18 protein-coding genes are annotated in these 21,304 nt (G+C 71.6%); 9 read left to right on the forward strand and 9 right to left on the reverse strand.

The genetic code is table 11. The features are described from left to right. Positions 1-105: 105 nt before the first annotated feature. The 7 genes from CW359_RS28045 to CW359_RS28075 all read right to left on the reverse strand — a co-directional run bounded on the left by CW359_RS28045 (position 106) and on the right by CW359_RS28075 (position 7,609). Positions 106-2,061 (reverse strand): hypothetical protein, encoded by a 1,956-nt coding sequence (locus tag CW359_RS28045; RefSeq protein ID WP_232838630.1) that lies wholly within the window; start codon positions 2,059-2,061, stop codon positions 106-108. 117 nt (positions 2,062-2,178) lie between these two features. Further along, the gene (locus CW359_RS28050; protein ID WP_105972937.1) at positions 2,179-2,994 is read right to left on the reverse strand and encodes an ABC transporter ATP-binding protein; all 816 of its coding nucleotides are present in this window, start codon (positions 2,992-2,994) and stop codon (positions 2,179-2,181) included. Continuing rightward, complete coding sequence (locus CW359_RS28055; RefSeq protein WP_105972938.1) at positions 2,991-3,848, reverse strand: ABC transporter permease; 858 nt, start codon at positions 3,846-3,848, stop codon at positions 2,991-2,993. The genes CW359_RS28050 and CW359_RS28055 overlap by 4 nt, the downstream gene beginning before the upstream one ends. A 4-nt stretch (positions 3,849-3,852) precedes the next feature. Continuing rightward, the gene (locus tag CW359_RS28060) at positions 3,853-4,632 is read right to left on the reverse strand and encodes an ABC transporter permease (RefSeq protein WP_105972939.1); all 780 of its coding nucleotides are present in this window, start codon (positions 4,630-4,632) and stop codon (positions 3,853-3,855) included. After that, positions 4,625-5,626 carry an ABC transporter substrate-binding protein gene (locus tag CW359_RS28065; RefSeq protein WP_157968648.1) on the reverse strand — a complete coding sequence of 334 codons (1,002 nt, stop codon included), beginning with the start codon at positions 5,624-5,626 and terminating at the stop codon, positions 4,625-4,627. Before CW359_RS28065 ends, CW359_RS28060 begins: the two co-directional genes overlap by 8 nt. Positions 5,627-5,727: 101 nt before the next feature. After that, positions 5,728-6,768, reverse strand: a complete 1,041-nt coding sequence (locus CW359_RS28070) for an amidohydrolase family protein (RefSeq protein ID WP_232838631.1) — start codon at positions 6,766-6,768, stop codon at positions 5,728-5,730. Further along, positions 6,761-7,609, reverse strand: a complete 849-nt coding sequence (locus CW359_RS28075; protein WP_232838632.1) for an SDR family NAD(P)-dependent oxidoreductase — start codon at positions 7,607-7,609, stop codon at positions 6,761-6,763. The genes CW359_RS28070 and CW359_RS28075 overlap by 8 nt, the downstream gene beginning before the upstream one ends. 175 nt (positions 7,610-7,784) lie before the next feature. Between CW359_RS28075 and CW359_RS28080 the strand changes: the two genes are divergently transcribed. From CW359_RS28080 to CW359_RS28090, 3 genes are read left to right on the forward strand one after another with little or no spacing between them, the layout of a single operon-like run. Continuing rightward, positions 7,785-9,119: a hypothetical protein gene (locus tag CW359_RS28080; protein WP_105972942.1), complete on the forward strand. Its 1,335-nt coding sequence runs from the start codon at positions 7,785-7,787 to the stop codon at positions 9,117-9,119. Beyond that, positions 9,116-9,730 carry a carboxymuconolactone decarboxylase family protein gene (locus CW359_RS28085; protein WP_105972943.1) on the forward strand — a complete coding sequence of 205 codons (615 nt, stop codon included), beginning with the start codon at positions 9,116-9,118 and terminating at the stop codon, positions 9,728-9,730. Before CW359_RS28080 ends, CW359_RS28085 begins: the two co-directional genes overlap by 4 nt. A 48-nt stretch (positions 9,731-9,778) precedes the next feature. Continuing rightward, positions 9,779-10,237: a pyridoxamine 5'-phosphate oxidase family protein gene (locus CW359_RS28090; protein WP_105972944.1), complete on the forward strand. Its 459-nt coding sequence runs from the start codon at positions 9,779-9,781 to the stop codon at positions 10,235-10,237. An 11-nt stretch (positions 10,238-10,248) separates the two neighbouring features. Here the strand turns inward: CW359_RS28090 and CW359_RS28095 are convergent, their stop codons facing one another. Both CW359_RS28095 and CW359_RS28100 read right to left on the reverse strand, forming a co-directional pair. Then, complete coding sequence (locus tag CW359_RS28095) at positions 10,249-11,316, reverse strand: EamA family transporter (protein ID WP_105972981.1); 1,068 nt, start codon at positions 11,314-11,316, stop codon at positions 10,249-10,251. 242 nt (positions 11,317-11,558) lie between these two features. Beyond that, complete coding sequence (locus tag CW359_RS28100; protein WP_105972945.1) at positions 11,559-14,408, reverse strand: FAD-binding and (Fe-S)-binding domain-containing protein; 2,850 nt, start codon at positions 14,406-14,408, stop codon at positions 11,559-11,561. 224 nt (positions 14,409-14,632) lie between these two features. Here CW359_RS28100 and CW359_RS28105 point away from each other — a divergent pair, with 224 nt between their 5' ends. From CW359_RS28105 to serC, 6 genes are all read left to right on the forward strand, one after another. Next, positions 14,633-16,957 (forward strand): ATP-binding protein, encoded by a 2,325-nt coding sequence (locus CW359_RS28105; protein ID WP_105972946.1) that lies wholly within the window; start codon positions 14,633-14,635, stop codon positions 16,955-16,957. Further along, complete coding sequence (locus CW359_RS28110; RefSeq protein WP_105972947.1) at positions 16,957-17,403, forward strand: roadblock/LC7 domain-containing protein; 447 nt, start codon at positions 16,957-16,959, stop codon at positions 17,401-17,403. The genes CW359_RS28105 and CW359_RS28110 overlap by 1 nt, the downstream gene beginning before the upstream one ends. 185 nt (positions 17,404-17,588) lie before the next feature. Next, entirely contained in the window at positions 17,589-17,936 is a 348-nt protein-coding gene (locus CW359_RS28115; RefSeq protein ID WP_105972948.1) for a DUF742 domain-containing protein, read from the forward strand. Beyond that, on the forward strand, positions 17,917-18,600 hold the full coding sequence (locus CW359_RS28120) for a GTP-binding protein (protein ID WP_198655413.1): 684 nt from the start codon (positions 17,917-17,919) through the stop codon (positions 18,598-18,600). The genes CW359_RS28115 and CW359_RS28120 overlap by 20 nt, the downstream gene beginning before the upstream one ends. Beyond that, positions 18,597-19,817 carry a cytochrome P450 gene (locus tag CW359_RS28125; protein ID WP_105972949.1) on the forward strand — a complete coding sequence of 407 codons (1,221 nt, stop codon included), beginning with the start codon at positions 18,597-18,599 and terminating at the stop codon, positions 19,815-19,817. The genes CW359_RS28120 and CW359_RS28125 overlap by 4 nt, the downstream gene beginning before the upstream one ends. Before the next feature lie 284 nt (positions 19,818-20,101). Next, positions 20,102-21,220 (forward strand): phosphoserine transaminase, encoded by a 1,119-nt coding sequence (gene serC, locus CW359_RS28130; protein WP_105972950.1) that lies wholly within the window; start codon positions 20,102-20,104, stop codon positions 21,218-21,220. The last annotated feature ends 84 nt before the right edge of the window (positions 21,221-21,304 follow it).

Genomic DNA, 21,304 nt, shown 5'->3' on the forward strand with positions numbered 1-21,304 from the left:
CCTGCGCCCTGTTGAGAAGTTGCTCCCTTCCTCCAAACCCAAGAACTCCGGCCCCCGGGAATCGGTTCGCATCCAATTCCGGGGGCCGGTCCTTGTGTTGGGGTGTCAGGCGACCGTCAGGGTGATCGCGCCCGTGTAGGAGGTGCCCGCCGTGATGGCGGTGGTCGTGCCGTTGACCGTCAGGGTTGCCGTCTTGCCGGTGGGGGCCTGGATGGTGGCCCCGCTCGCCAGGGTGAGGGCGCTCAGGTACGACGTGCCGGTCACCGTCCAGGTCGTGCCGGAGCCCAGGGTGACCAGGACGCCGTTGTTCACCACCGCGCCGGGGGTGTTGGTGACCTCGCTGATCTCGCGGTACTCCGTGGAGGTGATCGTCGAGACGGTGTGCTTGGCGGTGGACGCGGAGATGATGCCCTCGACCGTCGAGCGGGTGAAGGACAGGGACAGGTTCTGGCCCTGGATGCTCGCGTTGCCGCCACCCCGGACCGAGTTGTAGAAGTCGCCGGTCAGGGCGATGTCCGTGAAGGTGCCCTTCGCGTCGGTGGACTGGGACGAAGTCGTCGTCCAGGACGAGGACTTGGTGGGGGTGCCGGTCGGTTCGGTGTACGTGCCTATCGTCTCCGTCTTCCATGCCTTGCCGGAGACCGTGACGCTGCTCGGCCGGTCGGAGTCCATCAGCTGGAAGACGACTCCGTTGCCGGGGTTGATGGTCGCGCCGTCGGAGCCGTCGGCCGTGACGGTGCCCGCGACCGCCTTGCACATGAACGCCGTCTCGCCGGTGTTGACCTGGGTGCCGCCGTCGATGGTGACCGACCCGGCCGCGTACCAGAGGACCATGAAGCGGCCGGAGTTGATGACCGTCGAGCGTTCGGGGAGGGCGCTCAACTCGGCGCTGGTGAGGCCGAGTTCTAGCGAGTCGTTCAGGTCGGCCACCGCGTCCGCGGTGCTGTCGCCGTAGTGGGCCGAGGCGCCCCAGTGGATGAGGGCGTAGTCGCCTACGTCGAAGGCGCAGCCGAGGAAGTGTTCGGTGACGTTGCCGATGGCGTACGAGCCGTAGCCCTGGCCGCCCGTGTTGGCGATGCTGCTGTTGATCGCGGTGAGCGTGCAGTAGCTGCCGCCGTCGACCGAGAGGGCACCCCATTTCTCCGAGGAGATCGAGGAGTTGACGAAGGACAGCTTGGTGCTCGCGCCGAGCAGGTTGGTCGTACGGACGTTGCCGGACAGGCCCAGCATCCACGGGACGGTGATCATGTACCGGGTGTCACCGGTGCCGGCGGACGGGTACTCGGCCGGGACGGTGCCGTCGGCGCAGTGCAGCGTGGAGTTCTTGACGACGACGTTGGCGGTGGCGTCGGCGATGACGGCGGTACGGACCACGCCCTCGTTGCTGACGGTCGCGCCGTCCACGACGAGGGTCGTACCCGCCCCCGTGCCGACGATGGCGGCGCCGTAACCTGCGAAGTCGCAGCGGCCGTTGCCGACGTACGCCACCTGCGGGTTCGTGAGCGTGTAGGTGCCGCCGCCCGCGACGTACACGCCGTTGAACGCCTCGCCGTCCGACAGCAGCCGGATGTCGCTCGCGCCCGTGTCGGTGACGGTGCCGCCGAGGACCGCCGACGGGACCGACTTGGCCTCGTCCACGCCGTCGGCGTCCACGTACAGGGCCTGGCGGAAGGGGAAGGTGAGGTCGTCGTAGGCGACGTCGGTGGCCTCGGCGACGGTCAGGACGACCGTTCCGGAGTAGGTGCCTGCCGCGATGGCGGTCGCCACCCCGCCGTAGCCGTCGGTGAGTTCGGCCAGCTCGCTGCCGGTCTCCACCCCGTTGACGGTGAGGCTGAGGCTGTGGCCGTCCGGGACGGCGATGGCACCGCCCTCCTCGATGACGAGCGCACCCGCCGTGGTGGTCTCGGTGAGCGTCAGGGTCTCCCCCGCCGCGACGGTGATCGTGTCGGCGGCGGCGGCACGGGCGGTGGCCGGTGCGAGGACCGGCGGCGCCAGCAGTCCGGCGACCGCCACGAGGAGGGCGCGATTGCGGGACCGGTAGCTGATGTTGGTGCGCAGCACTGTGAACTCCCAGGATTGGATGGGTTTTTGGGCAGGGGGAAGCGACGCTTGGCGTCAGCCGGGAGAAAGGCGTGAAGGGGGAAGGTGGGGGGGGTGGGTCTAGTGGTGGGGGTGGGCCTAGTGGGCGACCGACTCCGTCAAGTCCGGCTGGTCCGGGGTGCGTTCGCCTCTGATGCGGGACAGCACTCGGGTACGCAGTTCGGTGAACCGGGGGTCCGCGCGGGTGGTGAGCTGGTCGCGGTCGGTGCCCAGGGGGATCGTCAGGGTCTCCAGGACCGCCGTGGGTCTGCCGCCCAGGACGACGACCCGGTCGCCGAGGTAGACGGCCTCGTCGATGTCGTGCGTGACCACGACCACCGTGATGCCCAGGCGACCGCGCAGCTCCAGGGTGAGATCCTCCAGGTCGAAGCGGGACTGGGCGTCGACCGAGCCGAACGGCTCGTCCATCAGCAACACCGGGGCGTCGTAGGCCAGTCCGCGTGCGATGGCGACCCGCTGCTGCATGCCGCCGGACAGCTGCCAGGGGTACTTCTCCCCGACATTCGACAGCCCGACCGCCTCCAGGCACTCGGCCGCCCGCTGCCGCCGTACCGCCTTCTTCACGCCCCGGCCCTGGAGCGGGAAGGCGACGTTGTCCCACACCCGCATCCAGGGGAGCAGGGAGCCGCGGTAGTCCTGCGAGACGACCGCGATGTCGGCGTGCGGGGCCGTCAGCGGCAACTCCCCGTAGCGCACGGTCCCTTCGGAGGGCGGGGTGAGGCCGGCCAGGCAGCGCAGCAGTGTCGTCTTGCCCGCGCCCGAGGGGCCGACGACGCACACCACTTCCCCCGGGTCCACCCGCAGCGACAGTCCGCCCAGCACCCGGTGTTCCTGTGTGCCCCGCCCGAAGCTCATGCCTACGTTCTCGACGTGCAGGCTGGATCCGCGTGTCATACGACGACTCCGTTGCTCGTGGCGCGTTCCGTGGCGGGCTTGTGCGCGGGGGGAGTTGGCGGGCGCACCGCTCGTCGTGCGCGTGGTGCCCGTTGGTGGTACCAGCCCAGCAGGGCGTGTTCGACGAGCAGGAGCAGCACGCTCAGCAGGTAGCCGAGGACGCCGATCAGGATCGTGCCCGCCCAGGTCTCGGCGACATGGAAGCTGGACCCGCTCTGCAGGATGAAGTTGCCGAGCCCGACCGGTGATCCGTAGATCTCGCTGACCACCATCAGGACGACGGCGATCGACAGCGCGACCCGGATGCCGGCCAGGATCTGCGGCAGCGCGCCGGGCAAGGTGACCCGGCGCAGCCGCAGTTGCCAGGGGATGCGGTAGCCGCGTGCGGTCTCGTGGACCGCCGGGCCGATCGCCTGTACTCCGCTGACGGTGTTGAGGAGGATCGGCCACACCGAACCCAGGAAGATCAGGAAGACCTTGGGGCCGGAGCCGATGCCCAGGGTGAGGATGATGACGGGCACGAAGCCGACGGTCGGGGTGGCGCGGGCGAAGTCGAGCAGGGGGCCGGTGGCCAGGCGCAGGGTGCGGATCTCGCCGATGACGAGGCCCGCGCCGACGCCGACGACCGTGGCGAGGGCCAGGCCGAGGACGATGTTGCGGAGGCTGAACCACAGGTCGCCGACCAGTCCGCCGTGCAGCAGTTCGGTCCACAGCACGCCGAGGACCTCGGTCAGGGGCGGGAAGTAGAAGCTGGTGCTGCCCGCCGTGGCGACCAGCAGGACCGCGAACACCAGGGCGGGGAGCCAGAGTCGGCGCAGGAGCGGCTGCCAGAAGGTCCAGGTCGTGGGGTTCATCCGGCTACTCCCCTCCGGGGTGCGTGGGCGGTCGCCAGCGCAGCAGCCGGTGTTCGGCGAGCTGCGCCAGCATGGTGATCGCGTAGCCGATGGCACCGGCGGTGAGGATGTAGGCGTACGCCCGTGCCGATACGCCCGCCTGCTGGGACTCCATGATCATGTGGCCGATGCCCGGCAGGGTCGTGAGGACCTCGACGCCGATCGCCACCAGCACGGAGGTGGTCGCGGCCAGCCGCAGTCCCGTCATGATCGACGGGACCGCGCCGGGCAGGATCACCCGGCGGAAGCGGAGCAGGCGGGGGACGCGGTAGGACCGTACGGTCTCGTGGACCGCCGGAGTCACGCTGCGGGCGCCGTACTGGGCTTGCAGCAGGACCGGGAACACGCAGGCGATGAAGACAACTGTCGCCTTCATGCCCGGAGTTGAGCCCAGGACCAGCAGGAACACCGGCAGCAGGGCGATCACCGGGAAGGACCGCAGGATCTCCGTCAGCAGCCGTGAGGACTCCTCGGCCGCCGCGTACACCCCGGTCACCAGGCCCACCGGGATGCCGACGGCGACGGCGACGACCAGTCCGGTCACCGCGCCGCGCAGGGTGTCGCCGACGGCCTGCCAGAAGGTCCCGCCGCCGACCAGGTCGGTGAACTCGGCGGCGACGGAGGCCGGTCCGGGCAGCGCGGTCGAACTCACCACGCCCAGCGCCGCGATGAGCGCCCACAGCGCCAGTACGGCTGCCAGGGCGCCGAGTTGCAGGAGCCGTACCCTCCCCATCGGGTTACTCATCGCCGGTGACGGTCGGCGCCTGGTCCCAGTACACGGCGTCGTCCGCCGGCTCCTTGTCGAGCAGATCGAACTCGTGCATCTTGGTGATCACCGTGCGCATCACCGTCGTGTCGAGGCTCTTGTCGTAGAAGTTGATGTCGTGCGCGTCGATGAACTCGGCCGGTACCTGGGTGTACTTCTTGTCGATCGCCTTGACCGCCTCGGGGTTGGCGTTGGCGTAGGTGATCGCCTTGGCGACGGCGTCGATGAACTTCTTCGCGGTGCCGGCGTTCGCGGACAGGTACTCCTCGCTGGAGAAGAGGACGCCCTGGACCATGCCGGGCAGGTCGTTCATGCCGTTGCCGACCGAGCGCAGGCCGCTGTCCTTTGCGGCGAAGTAGAACGGGCCGAAGGAGAAGATCGCGTCCGTCTTGCCGGAGGTGGCCGCGTCGGTGAGCGAAGTCGTGGGCAGGGCGACGAACTTGACCTTCGACGGGTCGCCGCCGTCCTTCTGCACGAGGTACTCGCAGATGAACTGGATGGTCCCGCCGAGCGCCGAGATGCCGACCGTCCTGCCTTCGAGATCGGCGAACGACGTGATCGCGCTGTCCTTCTTCACCAGCAGACCGTCGGTGGGGTCGGTCTTCGTCGTCGCGGACTGCAGACCGGTCACGATGCGGATCGGCATGTCCTGGGCGGCGCCCTTGAGGAAGCCGGAGCTGTCGGTCATCGCGAACTGGGCCTCGCCGTTGAGGACGGAGGGCGCGTTCTGCGAGGTGTCCTGCGCACCGGCCTTGATGGTGACGTCGAGCCCCGCGTCCTCGAAGTACCCCTGCTGCTCGGCGATGTAGAGCGGTTCGAAGATCGCGCCGTTGGACCGCAGCACGGTGATCTTCGGCTTGCCGTCGGCGGTGGTCGCGGTCGCGGCCTCCCCGCCGCACGCGGTGGCCATGGACAGGACGACGGCGGTGGCGGTGGCGGCGAGGAGGGCGGGACGCCCTGCGTTTCTCTTCATGGAACGGCTCTTCCTCACGAAGGTAGGAATCGGGACAGTACTGTCGACACTTTTTGCGTTCAAGGGGTCCGACATTCAAAGATTCTGTGTATCTGCCGACACTAATGAGCTGGAAAGTCGTACAGCTCCGCCGGGTTGTCGATCAGCAGCCGTCTGAGGTGCGCCGGGTCCGGGGCGATCCGCTCAACGAGGTCGACGAGCAGCCCGTCGTCGGGCGCGTCGCCGACGATGTTGACGTGCGGATAGTCGGTCCCCCACACCACCCGCTCGGGCGCGTGGGCGACCAGCGAGGCGGCGAGTCCGACGGCGTCGGCATAGGGCGGCCCCTGCCGCGAAATCCGGTCCACACCACTGACCTTGACCCACACCTGCCCGGTGTCGAGCAGCGCGCGCAGAGTGCGCAGCGCCGGTCCGTCGCGACCGGCGGCGAGATCGACCCGCCCGATGTGATCGACGACCACACGTCCCGGCAGGGCTCGTACGAGGCTCTCCAGTACGGCGATCTCCTCGCCCCGCACATGGAGTTGGGCCGCCCAGCCGAGGCCGTCGACGCGTTCGAGGACGGTGTCGATCTCGGCTCGGGTCGGCGGAGTCCGCAGGTGGGGAAGGAAGTTGAGCCGGAAGGCCCGTACGCCGGCCCGGTGCAGCTCCTCGACCTGGGCGCGGCCGGTCCGCTCACCGACCAGGGCGACCCCGCGCAGCCGCCCGCCCCCGCCCGCCAGGGCGTCCAGCAGCACGCGATGGTCGTACCCGTGACAGGAGGACTGCACGACGACTGCCCGGGTGACGCCCAAGTGCCTGTGCAGGGAGTGCAGTTGCTCCTTGGGGGCGTCGTACGGCGTGAAGGTGCGGTCGGGCGCGTACGGGAAGACGTCGGCCGGACCGAAGATGTGACAGTGGGCGTCGCAACTGCCGGGCGGGAGCCGGAGCTTGGGCGTGCGCGGGGAGGGGTGCGGGGGCGGGCAGCCGGGCGAGGGGGCCGGGGCGACGGACTGTACGGCGACCTGGGGCTGTACGGCGACGGTCTGGGCTGCGGTCTGGGCTGCGGGGTGAACAGCCGCTTGAGCAGCGGGCTTTGCGGTGGCCTGGGCGGCGGGCACGTGCTGAAGTGCCGACAGCGGCTGGACGGTCGGCTCAGTCACAGCGTGCCGTCATTCCGCCGTCGACCACGATCTCCGTACCGGTGACGAACCGCGCCTCGTCGGACGCCAGGAACAGTGCCGCGTACGCCGTGTCGCGGCCGTCGCCCATGAAGCCGAGCGGGATACGGGCCTGCCGCTGGGCGAGCAGCTTCGCCACGTCCCCGCCCGCGCGCTGCCCGGCGAGGCGGGCCTCGACCATCGGGGTGTGCAACTGCCCCGGGACGACGGTGTTCACGCGGATGCCCTCGGGCCCGTACTGCACGGCGGTGACCCGGGACAGCTGGATGACCGCCGCCTTCGCCGACGCGTACCCGACCTGCCCCGCGCCGGTCCAGCGCAGCCCGGAGCAGGACGCGGTGTTGACGATGGCCCCTCCGCCGCCGCGCCGCATCGCCGGGATGACGTACTTGCAGGCGAGGAACGCGCTGGTGAGGTTGGTGCGCAGCTGGCTGTCCCAGTCCGCCAGGCTCAGCTCGACCGCGCCGCCGGGCAGCGAGCCGCCGACGTTGTTGACGAGGATGTCGATCCGGCCGGCGAGGCGTTCGCACTCCTCGAAGTAGGCCTGGACGGCTGCGGGTTCGGTGACGTCGAGCAGTTGGGTACGGACGCTGCCGCCCTCGTCGCGGATCTGCCGCGCGGTTTCCTCCAGCGCGTCCTTGTCCCGGTCGGTCAGGTGAACGGCCGCGCCTTCCCGGGCGAAGATCACGGCGGTGGCCCGGCCGTTGCCCCACCCGGGCCCGACACTGCCGGCGCCACTGACGACGGCGACCTTCCCAGCGAGCCGCCCCGGCGGCGCACCGCGCGGCCTGTCGGGGTGGGCGTCTGGCGCGTCTTGGATCACAGGAGTCTCCCTGGTCTGTCGGCCTCGGAACCTGCCGACAGTCTTAGCCAAGTGTCGACAGAAAGTAAACATCGAGGGAGCTGTGAGCGAGAACAGGCGGGAGTATTGCCATTGGTGTCGACAGAGAGCTTGGATAGGGAGTGCGCACACCAGCCCCGCGCCCGGAGGGACGCCGATGCAGAAGCCGCCCGTGTTCACCCCCGAGGAGGTCGCCCGCTTCCGCGCCGAACTCGCCGCACGCCGGGCGCCGGGCGCGTACGAGCCCGGCCGCTGGTCGGTGAGCCCGCTCAACCGCCTTACGGACGTGGTCGGTTCACCGCCGGAGTCGGTACGGCTGCGGGACGCGACCCTGCGCTCGATGGAGACCCTGCCGGGAGTCACGGCCTCGGCGCCGCAAAAGGCGGAGTTTCTCAGGCAGTTGGTAGGAACGGGCGTACCGGAGGTCGTCACCGCCGGACTGGCCGGACGCGACGACGACGCCCTGAAGGCCGAGATCGCCCTGGCCAAGGGCGAGAACGAGGACTGCCGGCTGGTCTGCCCGCTGATGCGCTCCCCGGCGGACATCGACCGTGCGGCGGCGGCCGGTTACGACGCCGTGCAGGTGTGGGTGCAGGGCTTCGGCGAGACGTCGCTGATCTACCAGCCCGCGGTGTACGCCGCCGCGTGGCGGGGCGAGGAGTGGCGGCGCCCGGAGACCCCGCGCGACCGAAGTGCCGTACTGGAGAGGGCGGTTGCCCTGGTCACCCACGCCAGGTCGGTCGGCCTGGACGTGATCGTCCCGCTGCTGATGGTGTCGTACGCCACGGAGGAGAGCCACGCGGAGTCGGTCAACGTGCTCGCCGGGGCGGGGGCCACCGAACTGACCCTGTTCGACGGCCCGGGCGCACTGACCCCGGAGGCGTACGGCCACCTGGTCCGCCGCACGCGTGAACTGGCCCCCGGGGTCGAGGTTGGCCTGCATCCGCACAACACCTTCGGCCTGGCGGTCGGTTGCGCGGTGACCGCGGTCCAGGCAGGCGCCGGCGCCGTGGAACTGTCGGTCAACGGCTACTGCGGCGGCCCCGGCAACGCCGACCTGGCGGCCACCGCGCTGGCCTTCGAGGCGCTGTACGGCGTACGCACGGGGATCCGGACGGAGTCCCTGACACAACTGGCGCGCACGGCGGAGCGGTTGACGGGATACGAGACGGCCTGGAACCACCCGGTGACGGGCACGCACGCCTTCTGCTGGGGCGGCATGGACCTCATCACCCAGGAGACGGAGATCGACTCCCTGCTGCACAACTGCCTGGAGCCCGCTCTGGTGGGCAACGAACGCAGGATCCCCTTCACACCGGACAGCGGCCCCTACACCCTGGCCGACCGGATGGCGGAGCTGGGCACCAACGACCTCACGCCCACGCAGGTCGATGAACTCCTGGCAAGGGCACGTGAGTTGATGAGAGCGGAGGGCCGTCTGGCCACGGACGAGGACTTGGCGTCCCTGGCCGAGGAGATCGGCTCCCGATGAGCACCCCCCGCCTTCGTCGCCTTGCGCCTGTGGAACTGACCGACACCCAAAGGAAGTTGCACGCGACGATCACCGGCGGCCCCCGGGCGAGAGGCCCGCAGAGTTTCGCGCTGACCGACGCCGAGGGGCGGCTGCACGGCCCGTTCAACGCGATGCTGCTGAGCCCCGAGCTGGGGAGGGCTCTCCAGGAGCTGGGGGCGGCGATCAGATACGCCTCACAACTACCGGCCCGCACAAGGGAGATGGCGATCCTGGTGGTGGCCGCGTCCTGGGACAGCGCCTTCGAGCGTCACGCCCACGAACGGGTCGGCGCGGCGGTCGGCCTGACGGAACCCGAACTGCTGGCCCTGCGCGAGGGAGCCGACCCCGGCTTCACGGACCCCCTGGAACACGCGGCCTGGGAACTCACCCGCACGCTGGTCGACGCGGGCGGCACGCTGACCGACGAGGAGTACGAGCGGGCTCGGGGCGCCCTGGACGAACGTACCCTCTTCGAACTGTCCACGCTCGTCGGCTACTACGGCACGCTGGCGCTGCAACTCCGCCTGTTCGCGGTACCGGCACCGCCAGGGCCACCGAATCCGAGCCCGAGCCCGGCACCGGCCGATTGAAGCCGTCCCCGTGGAATGCGGGGCCCAGGACGGGCAGTTACCCCATCCATGACCCAAGGCCCCGCACCCCGCGTCCTGTCCGACGAAGCGCTCTCCGACCTCCTGGCCAAGCACCAGTTCGGCACGCTGGCCACCAACAAGCGCAGCGGCCACCCCCACTTGACCACCATGGCCTACAGCTGGGACCCGGACACCCGAACCCTCCGCTTCTCCACCACGGCGGACCGGGTCAAGGTCAGGCACCTGCGCCGCGACCCGCGTGCGGCGCTGCATGTGCCGGGCGGCGATGTCTGGTCGTTCGCCGTCGCGGAGGGCGAGGCGGAGGCGTCGGGGATCACGACGGTGCCGGGGGACGCGGTGGGCCGGGAGTTGCTGGGGATCGTCCCGGCGGCGGCCGGACTGGACGACGAACAGGCGTTCCTGGAGCGGCAGGTGGCCGAGCGGAGACTGGTGATCCGTCTGAAGGTAGGCCTGCTGTACGGGACGGCGCTGGACATCGAGGAGTAGGGCAGCCGCTCCTAGGCCTCCAGCTCAAGTGGTCTGCGCGGCGCGGGCAACGAGGGCGGTCCGGCCGACCCGTCGTCGGTACCGGCCGGGTCCCTCTTCCGGCGTACCTGGGTCCGCACCGCGCCCATGCTCGCCACGATGACCAGGGAGATCGCGAGGGACTCGGGGACCGAGAGTGCCTGGTTCAGGATCAGGAAGCCGGCGACGGCCGCGACGGCCGGTTCGAGGCTCATCAGGACCGCGAAGGTGGAGGCGGGCAGGCGGCGCAGGGCGAGGAGTTCGAGGGTGTACGGCAGCACGGAGGACAGGACGCCGACCGCCGCGCCGAGTGCCGCGGTGGTCGGGTCGAGCAGTCTGCCGCCGGACTCGACGACGCCCAGGGGCAGGAACGCGAGCGCGGCGACGACCATGGCGAGCGCCAGCCCGTCGGCCTGGGGGAACCGTCGTCCCGTACGGGAACTCAGGACGATGTACGCCGCCCACATGGCACCGGCGCTGAGCGCGAAGGCGGCCCCTACGGGATCGAGGGTGTTGAAGCCGCCCCCACCGAGCAGGAAGACACCGGCGAGGGCGAGCCCGGCCCAGGCGAGGTTGAGGGCGCGTCGGGAGGCGATGACGGACAGGACGAGGGGGCCGAGCACCTCCAGGGTGACGGCGGGTCCGAGGGGGATGCGGCCGATGGCCTGGTAGAAGAGGCCGTTCATGGCGGCCATGGTGAGGCCGAAGAGGAGGACCACTCCCCAGTCGCCGCGCGAGTATCCGCGCACCTTGGGGCGGCAGACGAGCATCATGATCACGGCGGCGGCCACGAGTCGCAGCGTCACGATCCCGAAGGCGCCGGCCCTGGGCAGCAGGGTCACGGCGAGCGCGCCGCCGAACTGCACGGATATCCCGCCGGACAGCACGAGCCCGACGGCCCCGAGGGTCCCCCACCCCTTGCGCGCCCCCCGGTGCCGCCCCCGAGAGCCCCCGGGGGCGGGCTCGACGACAGCGGGCAGACCGCCGGCAGGCCGAGCCGAACCGGACACCACCGGTCCGACGACGGCAGCCCACGAGGGCAGACGCTCAGCGCTGGGCATCTTCACACGGCCTTCCCAGGATTTATGCGCGATCTTCGTACAATGCGATGCACCTTCCCGTCCAGAGTAGTGGACTAGAAAGCGCATGCGAACCCACGTACACCGACGTCACCGAACGATCGGCGGGAAGGGGAGGCGGCCGGGCTACCCCGCCGCCTCGGGACCGGCGGGCGCGGGGGTGGTTCTCCCGGCTCCGACTCCCCTCCTCAGTCCTCTCCGCAGCCCTCTCCTCAGTCCCCTCTTCAGTCCTCTCCCCCGGCCTCCTCCCTCAATCCCTCCGCCAGCACCTCCGCCAGATGCCGCCCCCGCACCCCCGCCAACTGCTCAAGCTGCGTCCGGCAGGAGAAGCCGTCCGCCAGTACCACCGCACCCTCCCCCGCATCCCGCACCGCAGGCAGCAGGCGTTCCTCCGCGCAGGCCGTCGAGACCTCGTAGTGGCCCTTCTCGAAGCCGAAGTTGCCCGCCAACCCGCAGCAGCCGCCCGTCAGTTCGCCCATCAGGCCCGCTGCCTCGCGCAGGCGGCGGTCCGGGTCGTCGCCCAGTACCGCGTGCTGGTGGCAGTGGGTCTGGCCGGTCGTCGGGCGGTTCAGGCGGGGCGGGGTCCAGTCGGGGGCCTGCTGTTCCAGGGTCTCCGCGAAGGTGCGGACCGCGTCCGCCAGCCGTCGGGCGCGTGGGTCCCCGGGCAGCAGTTCCGGCAGGTCCGTGCGCAGGGCCGCCGCGCAGCTCGGTTCCAGCACCACCACCGGCGTACCCGCTTCCAGCACCGGTTCCATCGTGTCCAGCGTGCGGCGCAACACCGCCCGGGCCCGGTCCAGTTGGCCCGTCGAGACGTACGTCAGGCCGCAGCAGACCCGGGTGCGGGAACGGCCGCCCGTCGGGGGCAGCTCCACCTCCAGGCCCGCCGCCTCCAGGACACGTACCGCCGCCTGCCCCACCGACGGCGTCAAGTGTTCCGTGAAGGTGTCCGGCCACAGCACCACCCTCCGGTCGCCGCCGGCCTTCCCCCGAGCCCGGAGCCGCTTCCTCCACCAGCCGCTGAACGTCTCCCCCGCCAGCACCGGAATCCCCCGCTCCGGCGCGATTCCGCCCAGCCGTTTCCCCAGTGCCGCCAACACCCGTACCGACGCCAGGGAGTTGACCAGCCGCGCCGTACGCGTGCGTGCGACCGCGCCCAGCCACACCGGCAGCCAGCCCATCGCGTAGTGCGCCGCCGGGCGCAGGCGGCCCGCCCAGTGGTGGTGGAGGAACTCCGCCTTGTACGTGGCCATGTCGACCTCGACCGGGCAGTCCGAGCGGCAGCCCTTGCAGGAGAGGCACAGGTCGAGGGCGTCGTGGACCTCCTGTGAGCGCCAGCCGTCCGTGATCACCTCGCCCGCGAGCATCTCGTGCAGCAGCCGGGCCCGTCCGCGCGTGGAGTGCTCCTCCTCGCCCGTCACCCGGAACGACGGGCACATCACGTCCGTACCCCCCGAGTCTCCCGAACCCGCCGCGGGCGTACGGCACTTGGCCACCCCCACGCACCTGCTCACCGCCGCCGCGAAGTTCCCGCCGTCCGCCGGGTAGCCGAACGCCACGTCCACCGGCTGCCGGGGGAGGACCGCGAAGCGGAGGTTCTCGTCGAGGCGGGCCGGGCGGACCAGCATGCCGGGGTTCAGGAGGTCGTCCGGGTCCCAGAGGGCCTTCGTGCGCTCGAAGAGGGCGATCACCTCGGGGGCGTACATCTTCGGCAGGAGTTCCGCGCGGGCCTGGCCGTCGCCGTGTTCGCCCGACAGCGAGCCGCCGTGCGCCACCACCAGCTCCGCCAGCTCCTCCGAGAAGCGGCGGAAGCGGGCCACCCCGGGGGTCGTCAGCAGGTCGAAGTCGATGCGTACATGGATGCAGCCGTCGCCGAAATGGCCGTACGGGGTGCCCCGGAGGCCGTGCGCCCGCAGCAGTGCCCTGAACTCCCGCAGGTACGCGCCCAGTCGGGGCGGCGGGACCGCGCAGTCCTCCCAGCCGGGCCAGGCCTCCGTGCCGTCCGGCATCCGCGTCGCTGTGCCGCTCGCGTCCTCGCGGATGCGCCACAGGGCGCGTTGACCGGCCGGGTCGGACATCACGAGGGCGTCCATGACGTCCGCCGCGCGCACGATCGCCTCCGCACGCGCGCGTGCCTCTCCCTCGGCCGCGCCGCCCGTCTCCACGAACAGCCAGGCCCCGCCCCGGGGCAGGTCGGTGGCGGTGCGGACCAGGTCGGCGGCCATGCCCTCGACCGTCAGCGGGCCGTACGGCAGCAGGCCCGCCGCCGCTTCCGCCGCCGCGCTCTCGTCGGCGTACGCCAGCACGGCCAGCGCACGCGCGCGGGGGGCCTCGACCAGGCTGACGACCGCCTCCGTGACGATCCCCAGGGTGCCCTCGGAGCCGCAGAAGGAGCGGGCGACGTCGGCGCCCTTCTCGGGGAGCAGCGCGTCCAGCGCGTACCCCGAGATACGGCGCGGGAGGTGCGGGAAGCCCGTGCGCAGCCGGGCCAACTCGCCCTCCGCCAGCTGTCGCAGGCCCTCCGGGGCGCCCGCCCAGTCGCGGCCGAGGCGGAGCCGGTCGCCGCGCGCGCGGAGCACCGTCAGCTCGCGCACACTGTCCGCGGTCGTGCCCCAGGCGACCGAGTGCGGGCCGCAGGAGTTGTTGCCGATCATGCCGCCGAGCGTGCAGCGGCCGTGCGTCGACGGGTCGGGGCCGAAGCGCAGTCCGTGCGGGGCGGCGGCCTCCTGGAGGCGATCAAGGACCAGGCCCGGCTGAACCAGCGCCGTGCGGTCCTCGTGATTGAGGGAGAGGAGTTGGTTCATGTGCCGGGTGAAGTCCAGAACGACGCCTGTTCCCGTCGCCTGGCCCGCGATCGACGTGCCTCCGCCGCGCGCGACCACCGGCACGCCGTGCGCCCGGCAGACGGCGAGCACCGCGGCCACGTCGTCCGCGTCGCGCGGGGCGACCACGCCAAGCGGCACGCGCCGGTAGTTCGACGCGTCCATGGTGGTCAGCGCCCGGGACGTGGCGTCGAAATCGACCTCGCCCCGGACGGTCCCGCGCAGTTCCGCCTCCAGCGGCCGAAGATCCGTCATGCCCCCAGCATGCATCCCACCACTGACAGTGACCGCCCGATGCGGTCAGGGCGACCCGGGAAGCATGGACAGTTTGTGCCGACCGAACCCGAACACCGCAATTTCGATCACCAATTCCCCTATAGTGACGGCGAATTGAACACCATCAGTCACTTCTCGCTCACTGATCGATCACCTGCGGATCGATCACACCGACCGCACGGGAACCGACCGAGGACCGCTTGATGACCGCGCCCCGCCAACCCGGCGAACGCTCCGCCCGCCGCGCCGTCCTGCCCGCCACGCTGCTCACCGCCGTACTCGCCGCGCTCGCGGTGGCCGGCGCGGTGGCCCGGGCCCCGGACGAGGCGCGCGTCCCGCTCGCCCTGGGCGGGGCCGGAGCCACGCTGCTACTGTGCACGGCCGTCGCCCTGGCGGCGCGCGGCATCGGCACCTCCCGCCTCCTGCGCGAACGCCTCACGACCGTCACCGACGACGCCGGCCGCCTGCTGCACGACCGGGCCCGCCTCACCGAGGAGCTGAACCAGGTACGCGCCGGGATGGCCGCCGACCTGGAACGCGAGCACGCGCACGTGGCCGACGACCTCGCCCGCGAACGCGCCCGCCTCACCGAGGCCTCCGCCCAGGAGTTCACCCGGCTCCAGCAGGACAAGGCGTACGAGATCACCTTCCTCACCGAGGAGAACGCCCGGCTCACCGAGGAGCTGCGCCGGGCCGGCCAGGAGCGGGCGGCGGCTCTCGCGGCCACCGCCAACGCGGCCGGACGTATGCAGGCGCTGGCCACGAGCACGCTCGCCGACCTGCGCGCCATGGAGGACCGGTACACGGACGACGACGTCGTCGCCGACCTCCTCCACCTCGACCACCGCACCGCCCAGGCGGGCCGTCTCGCCGACTCGATCGCCGTCCTCTCGGGCGCCCGCTCCGGCCGCCGCTGGGCCCGCCCGATCGTCATGGAATCGATTCTGCGCGGCGCCATGGGCCGCATCTGCGGGTACCAGCGCGTGCGCGTGCACTCCGCCAGCGACGCCGCCGTCGCCGGACACGCCGCCGAGGGCGTCATGCACGCGCTCGCCGAACTCCTCGACAACGCCGCGAGCTTCTCGCCGCCGACCGCCGAGGTCCACGTGTACGTCGAGGAGGTCCCCGCCGGGGTCATCGTCTCCGTCGAGGACAGCGGCCTCGTCATGAGCGAGGTGCAGTTGCGGCGCGCGGAGCGGGCCGTCTCCGGGGAGGACGGCGAGCGGGGAGAGCGCGGTGAACGTGGCGGCAGGGCCGACAAGGGCGGTGGCCGGGGCGCCGACACCCTCGGGCTCGGGCTCGGCGGCCTGACCGGCACCCGTCTCGGGCTGCTGGTCGTCGGCCGACTGTCCCGCAAGTACGGCCTCAAGGTCTCCTTCCGCCCCTCGGCACGCGGCGGCACCGGCGTCCTGATGCTCATCCCGCAGGACATCCTGGCCGGGGACGTGCTGCCCGCGGAGCCCCTGCCGACACCGCCGGTGCGCACGGCACCGCCGACGCCGTCGACATCGGAGGCCCCCTCCGCCCCGCCGGCTCCCGTGCCCACTCCCGGTGAGCCCTGGGAGACGCGTTCCAGGGAGCAGCAGCAGGAGGAAGAGGAGCAGCGTCCGCGGGTGTCGTACGCGGAGGAGACCCACGCGGAGTGGCCGTATCCGGAGGGGCCGTACGCGGAGGCGTCTTACGGGGAGACGTCCTACGCGGAGGGGCCCTACGGGGAGGCGTCGTACGCGGACGCGGCCTCCGCCGTGGACACGGCTTCCGCGCGGGACACGTACACGGGGACGTCGTACGCGGACACACCCTCCGCGCGGGACACGTACGCGGAGCAGCCGTACCCGGAGACCTCCTACGCGGAGACGGCCTCCGCACAGGACACGTACACGGAACGCCCGTACACGGAGACCTCCTACGCGGATGTGCCCTCCGCTCCGGAGACGTACCGGGACCAGCGGTACGAGGAACGGGCGTACGCGGACCAGGACCAGGACCAAGGCCGGGCTTATCCGGATCAGGCCTACCCGGACCGGACGTACCCGGTCGCGGACCAAGACCCGGGCTCGGGCTCGGGCTCGGACTCAGACCTGGACCTGGACCCGGCCTACGCCGAGCAGTCCTACGCCGCCTCCCGTGCCTCCGTCAGTGACCTGGACCCCGACCCCGTACCCACCCACGAGTCCCCCGCCCGCGCGCCCGAGCCCTCGGAGGGCACCACCGCGGACGTGCCTTCGCTCGTGCTGCCGAAGCGGCGCCGGGGGCAGACGCTCGCCGAGGCCGAGCGGGCCCGGGTGGCGATGCGGGCCGACGAGTCGCGGTTCTCCATTCCGCTCGCGCCGCCCGACCCCGAACCCGACGACACGCGCGCGCGTGTGGCGCGTTTCGGGACGTTCCGGCAGGCAGTGCGGGGTGTCGTGCCGGACCAGGCGGCCCTCCAGGGCAGCGCGTACCCGGAAGGGGCACCCGCCGCCCCGTCCCCGGCGGAAGCCGAGCCCGCACCACCCACCTCCCACCCGGAAGGCGACCTCACCTGATGACCGGCACCGACACTGGCCTCGGCCCCGGCCCGACGACCGCCGACGAGAAGCTGGCCTGGCTAATCGAGGGCCTGCTGGAGCGCACCCCGGGTGCCCGGCACGCGCTCGTGCTGTCCCGGGACGGCCTGAAGCTGTGCCGTACGCCGGAGCTGACCGTCGACCAGGCGGACCAGCTCGCCGCGATCGCCGCCGGGATCCAGTCGCTGTCGCACGGCGCGTCCATGGAGTTCGGGGACGGCAGCGGAGGGGTGCGTTCCGCGATGACGGAGTTCTACGGCGGGGTGCTGTTCATCGTCGAGGCGGGACAGGGGGCGCACCTCGCGGTCGTCACCGCCGAGGACGCGGACGCCGGGCTCGTCGGCCACAACATGAGCGAACTCGTCGAGCAGCTCGGGGACCATCTACGCGCGCAACCCCGGACAGCCCGGTCCCGTACCGCATGAGCGGACCGGTGGGGCAGCCGGACGGCAGAGGGCCGGGAAACGGGGGGACCGGAAACGGGAGGGCGGTGAACGGGGAGCCGAGGAACGGGGTGCCGAGGAACGCGTGGCCAGGGAACGGAAGGCCGGTGAACGGAAGGCCGGTGAACGGGAGGTCGGTGAACGGGAGGTCGGTGAACGGGAGGTCGGTGAACCGTCCGGGAAGGGACGATTCTCCTGACCGGCTCTACACCCTCACCGGCGGGCGCAGCCGCACCGCGTCCGACAATCCGTTCGACCTGGTGACGCTGGTGGTCGCCGAGTGCGCTCCGGGGCCGGGGATGCAGTCCGAGCACGCGGCGATCCTGCGGCTGGCCGAGCGTCCGACGGCGGTGGTGGAGGTCGCCGCGACGCTGCGGCTGCCGGTGGGCATCACCCGGGTGCTGCTCGCCGACCTCCTCGCGGCGGGCCGCGTCAGCGCCCGCCACCCGCGCCGGACCGCCATCACCGACCCCGACATCCTGGAGCAGGTGCTCGTTGGACTCCGCAACCTCTGACCCCGCGGCGCCGGGCGACCCCGCCCCACGGCCGCCGCTGCGCGCGTCCGCCGACAACGGGCTGAAGATCGTGGTCGTCGGCGGCTTCGGCGTCGGCAAGACGACGCTCGTGCGGTCGGTGAGCGAGATACGTCCGCTCAGCACCGAGGAGACGATGACGATGGCCGGCGAGGCCGTCGACGACGTCAGCGCGGTGCGCGACAAGGACGCGACGACCGTCGCCTTCGACTTCGGCCGCATCACGCTCGACGCCCGCAATGTGCTGTACCTGTTCGGCGCACCGGGCCAGGAACGCTTCTGGTTCCTCTGGGAGCGGCTGTTCACCGGCGCGCTCGGCGCGGTCGTCCTGGTCGACACCCGCCGCCTGGACGACTCCTGGTACGCCATCGACCGCCTCGAACGCAACGGCACCCCGTTCGTCGTGGCCCGCAACGACTTCGGCGACCGGGACCCGGGCGGCCGGGACTTCGCCGGGCGGGACATCCGCGACGCCCTCGACCTCGATCCCGACGTACCCCTCGTACACTGCGACGCGCGCGCCCGCGGTTCGAGCAAGCGGGTGCTGATCGCGCTCGTGGAACACGCGCGACTCCGCCACCGACACGCACAATCACCGCCGTACGACGGTCAAGTGCCCGCCCATCACGAGGAGTTGCCCCTGTGAGCGCCCATGTCCCGCTCAGCGGCCCCCGGTTCAGGACCGAACCCGACAGGCTGTACCGGGAGATGCGCGGCGAGCACGGTCCGGTGGCACCGGTGCTGCTCGACGGGGACGTACCGGCGTGGCTGGTGCTCGGCTACCGCGAGCTGCACCAAGTCACCGGTGATCCCGTGCTGTTCAGCCGGGACTCGGAGCTGTGGAACCAGTGGGAGAGGATTCCGCCGGACTGGCCGCACCTGCCGATGATCGGCCGTGGCCAGCCCTCGATCCTCTACACCGTCGGCGAACGCCACCGGGAGCGGGCGGCGATGATCGGCAGCGCGCTGGAGGAGGCCGATCCGGTCGAACTGCGGGCGTACACCGAGCAGTTCGCGGACGAGCTGATCGACGCCGTCTGCGCCCGGGGCGAGGCGGACCTGGTCAAGGAGTACGCGACGCGGCTGCCGGTGCGGGTCATGGCCCGGCTCTTCGGCTTCACCGACGAGGAGGCGCCCGGCCTGGTCGCCGCCGCGACCGACATGGTCGACGGGCGGGAGGCCGGAGCGACAGGACAGCGTCATCTGGTCGCGTCGATGGGGCAGTTGGTGACGGACCGCAGGATGCGCCCCGCCGACGACGTGGTCTCGCGCCTGCTCGCGAACCCGTACGGCTTCACGGACGAGGAGATCGCGCACGACCTGATGATCATGGTCGCGGCGGGGAACGAGCCGACCGCCGGCTGGATCGGCAACTCGTTGCGCCTGATGCTCACGGACGAACGGTTCGCGGCCTCCCTGTTCGGCGGGCGCAGCAGCGTCGCCGACGCCATGAACGAGGTGCTGTGGGAGGACGCGCCCGTGCAGACCATGCCGGGCCGCTGGGCGTCCCGCGACACCCGGCTGGGCGGCCGGCACATCCGTACGGGTGATCTGCTCCTCCTGGGCCTCCAGGGCGCCAACTCCGACCCCCAGGTCCGCACCGCGGGCTCCCCTCTCACCGGCGGCAACAACGCCCACTTCTCCTTCGGGCACGGGGAGCACCGGTGTCCGTTCCCGGCGCAGGAGGTCGCGGAGGTCATCGCCCGCACCGGCATCGAGGTCGTGCTGGACCGCCTCCCCGACATCGATCTGGCGGTCCCGGCCGGGACGTTGAGCCGCCGCCCGTCCCCGTGGCTGCGGACGCTCACGGAACTGCCGGTGCGCTTCACCCCGACGCCGCCGCTGGGCACCGTACCGAGGTAGACCAGGCCGGACCGGACCGAGTCGCACCGGGGTTGTACGAGCGGCGTAGCACTGGGGTGCTACCGCTCGGGATTAGGGTTCCGGGGCGGGCTCCCGGCTTGTCGACGACGCAGGTTTCAGCCCGTCCGGCGTTCGAGGACGAGGCCGTCCAGGCCGAAACGGGGGTCTGGGGGCGGCAGCCCCCAGCACGACGCCCACCCCCCGACCCCGCCCAACCCGCGGAGCGCGTCTCACCGGACGGACCACGTTTCCTCCACGTTTCGAGAAACGGCTACGCTCCCCCCGTGGCTGAGATCCAGATTCCCGCTGACATCAAGCCCGCCGACGGACGTTTCGGCGCGGGCCCCTCCAAGGTGCGGACGGAAGCGCTGGACGCGCTGGCCGCCACCGGTAGCTCCCTCCTCGGTACCTCCCACCGCCAGGCCCCGGTCAAGAACCTGGTCGGCAAGGTGCGCGAGGGCATCTCCGCGCTGTTCGGGCTCCCCGACGGCTACGAGGTGATCCTCGGCAACGGCGGCTCGACCGCGTTCTGGGACGTCGCGACGCACGGCCTGATCGAGAACAAGTCGCAGCACCTCACCTTCGGTGAGTTCAGCTCGAAGTTCGCGAAGGCCGCGGGGCTCGCTCCCTGGCTCGCCGACCCGACGGTCATCTCCTCCGACCCGGGCACCCACCCGGACCCGGCGGCCGAGGCGGGCGTCGACGTCTACGCCTTCACGCACAACGAGACGTCCACCGGCGTCGCCGCCCCCCTCAAGCGCGTACCGGGCGCCGACGACGGCTCCCTCGTCCTCGTGGACGCCACGTCCGGCGCCGGCGGCCTGCCCGTCGACATCTCCGAGACGGACGTCTACTACTTCGCCCCGCAGAAGTCCTTCGCGGCGGACGGCGGCCTCTGGCTCGCCGCGTTCTCCCCGGCCGCGATCGAGCGCGCCGAGCGGATCCACGCGAGCGGACGCCACATCCCGGAGTTCTTCAGCCTGCCCACCGCGATCGACAACTCGCGCAAGAACCAGACGTACAACACCCCGGCCCTCGCCACCCTGTTCCTCCTCAACGAGCAGCTGGAGTGGATCAACGGCCAGGGCGGCCTGGACTGGGCCGTGCGCCGCACCGCCACCTCGGCCCGTACGCTGTACGGCTGGGCGGAGGACGTCAAGTACGCGAACCCGTTCGTCACCGACCCGGCCAAGCGCTCGCAGGTCATCGGCACGATCGACTTCACGGACGACGTCGACGCCGCCGCGGTCGCCAAGGTCCTGCGCGCCAACGGCATCGTCGACACCGAGCCCTACCGCAAGCTCGGCCGCAACCAGCTCCGCGTGGCGATGTTCCCGGCGGTCGACCCGGCGGACATCGAGGCGCTGACGAAGTCCATCGACTACGTGATCGAGAAGCTCTGACCTTTCCCGTACGGCCGAGGGGGCACCCAGTGACCAGCACCGGGTGCCCCCTCGTCGTGCATACGGGAGCCGGGCTCCAGAGCG

The organism is Streptomyces geranii (assembly GCF_002954775.1).
Taxonomy (GTDB): domain Bacteria; phylum Actinomycetota; class Actinomycetes; order Streptomycetales; family Streptomycetaceae; genus Streptomyces; species Streptomyces geranii.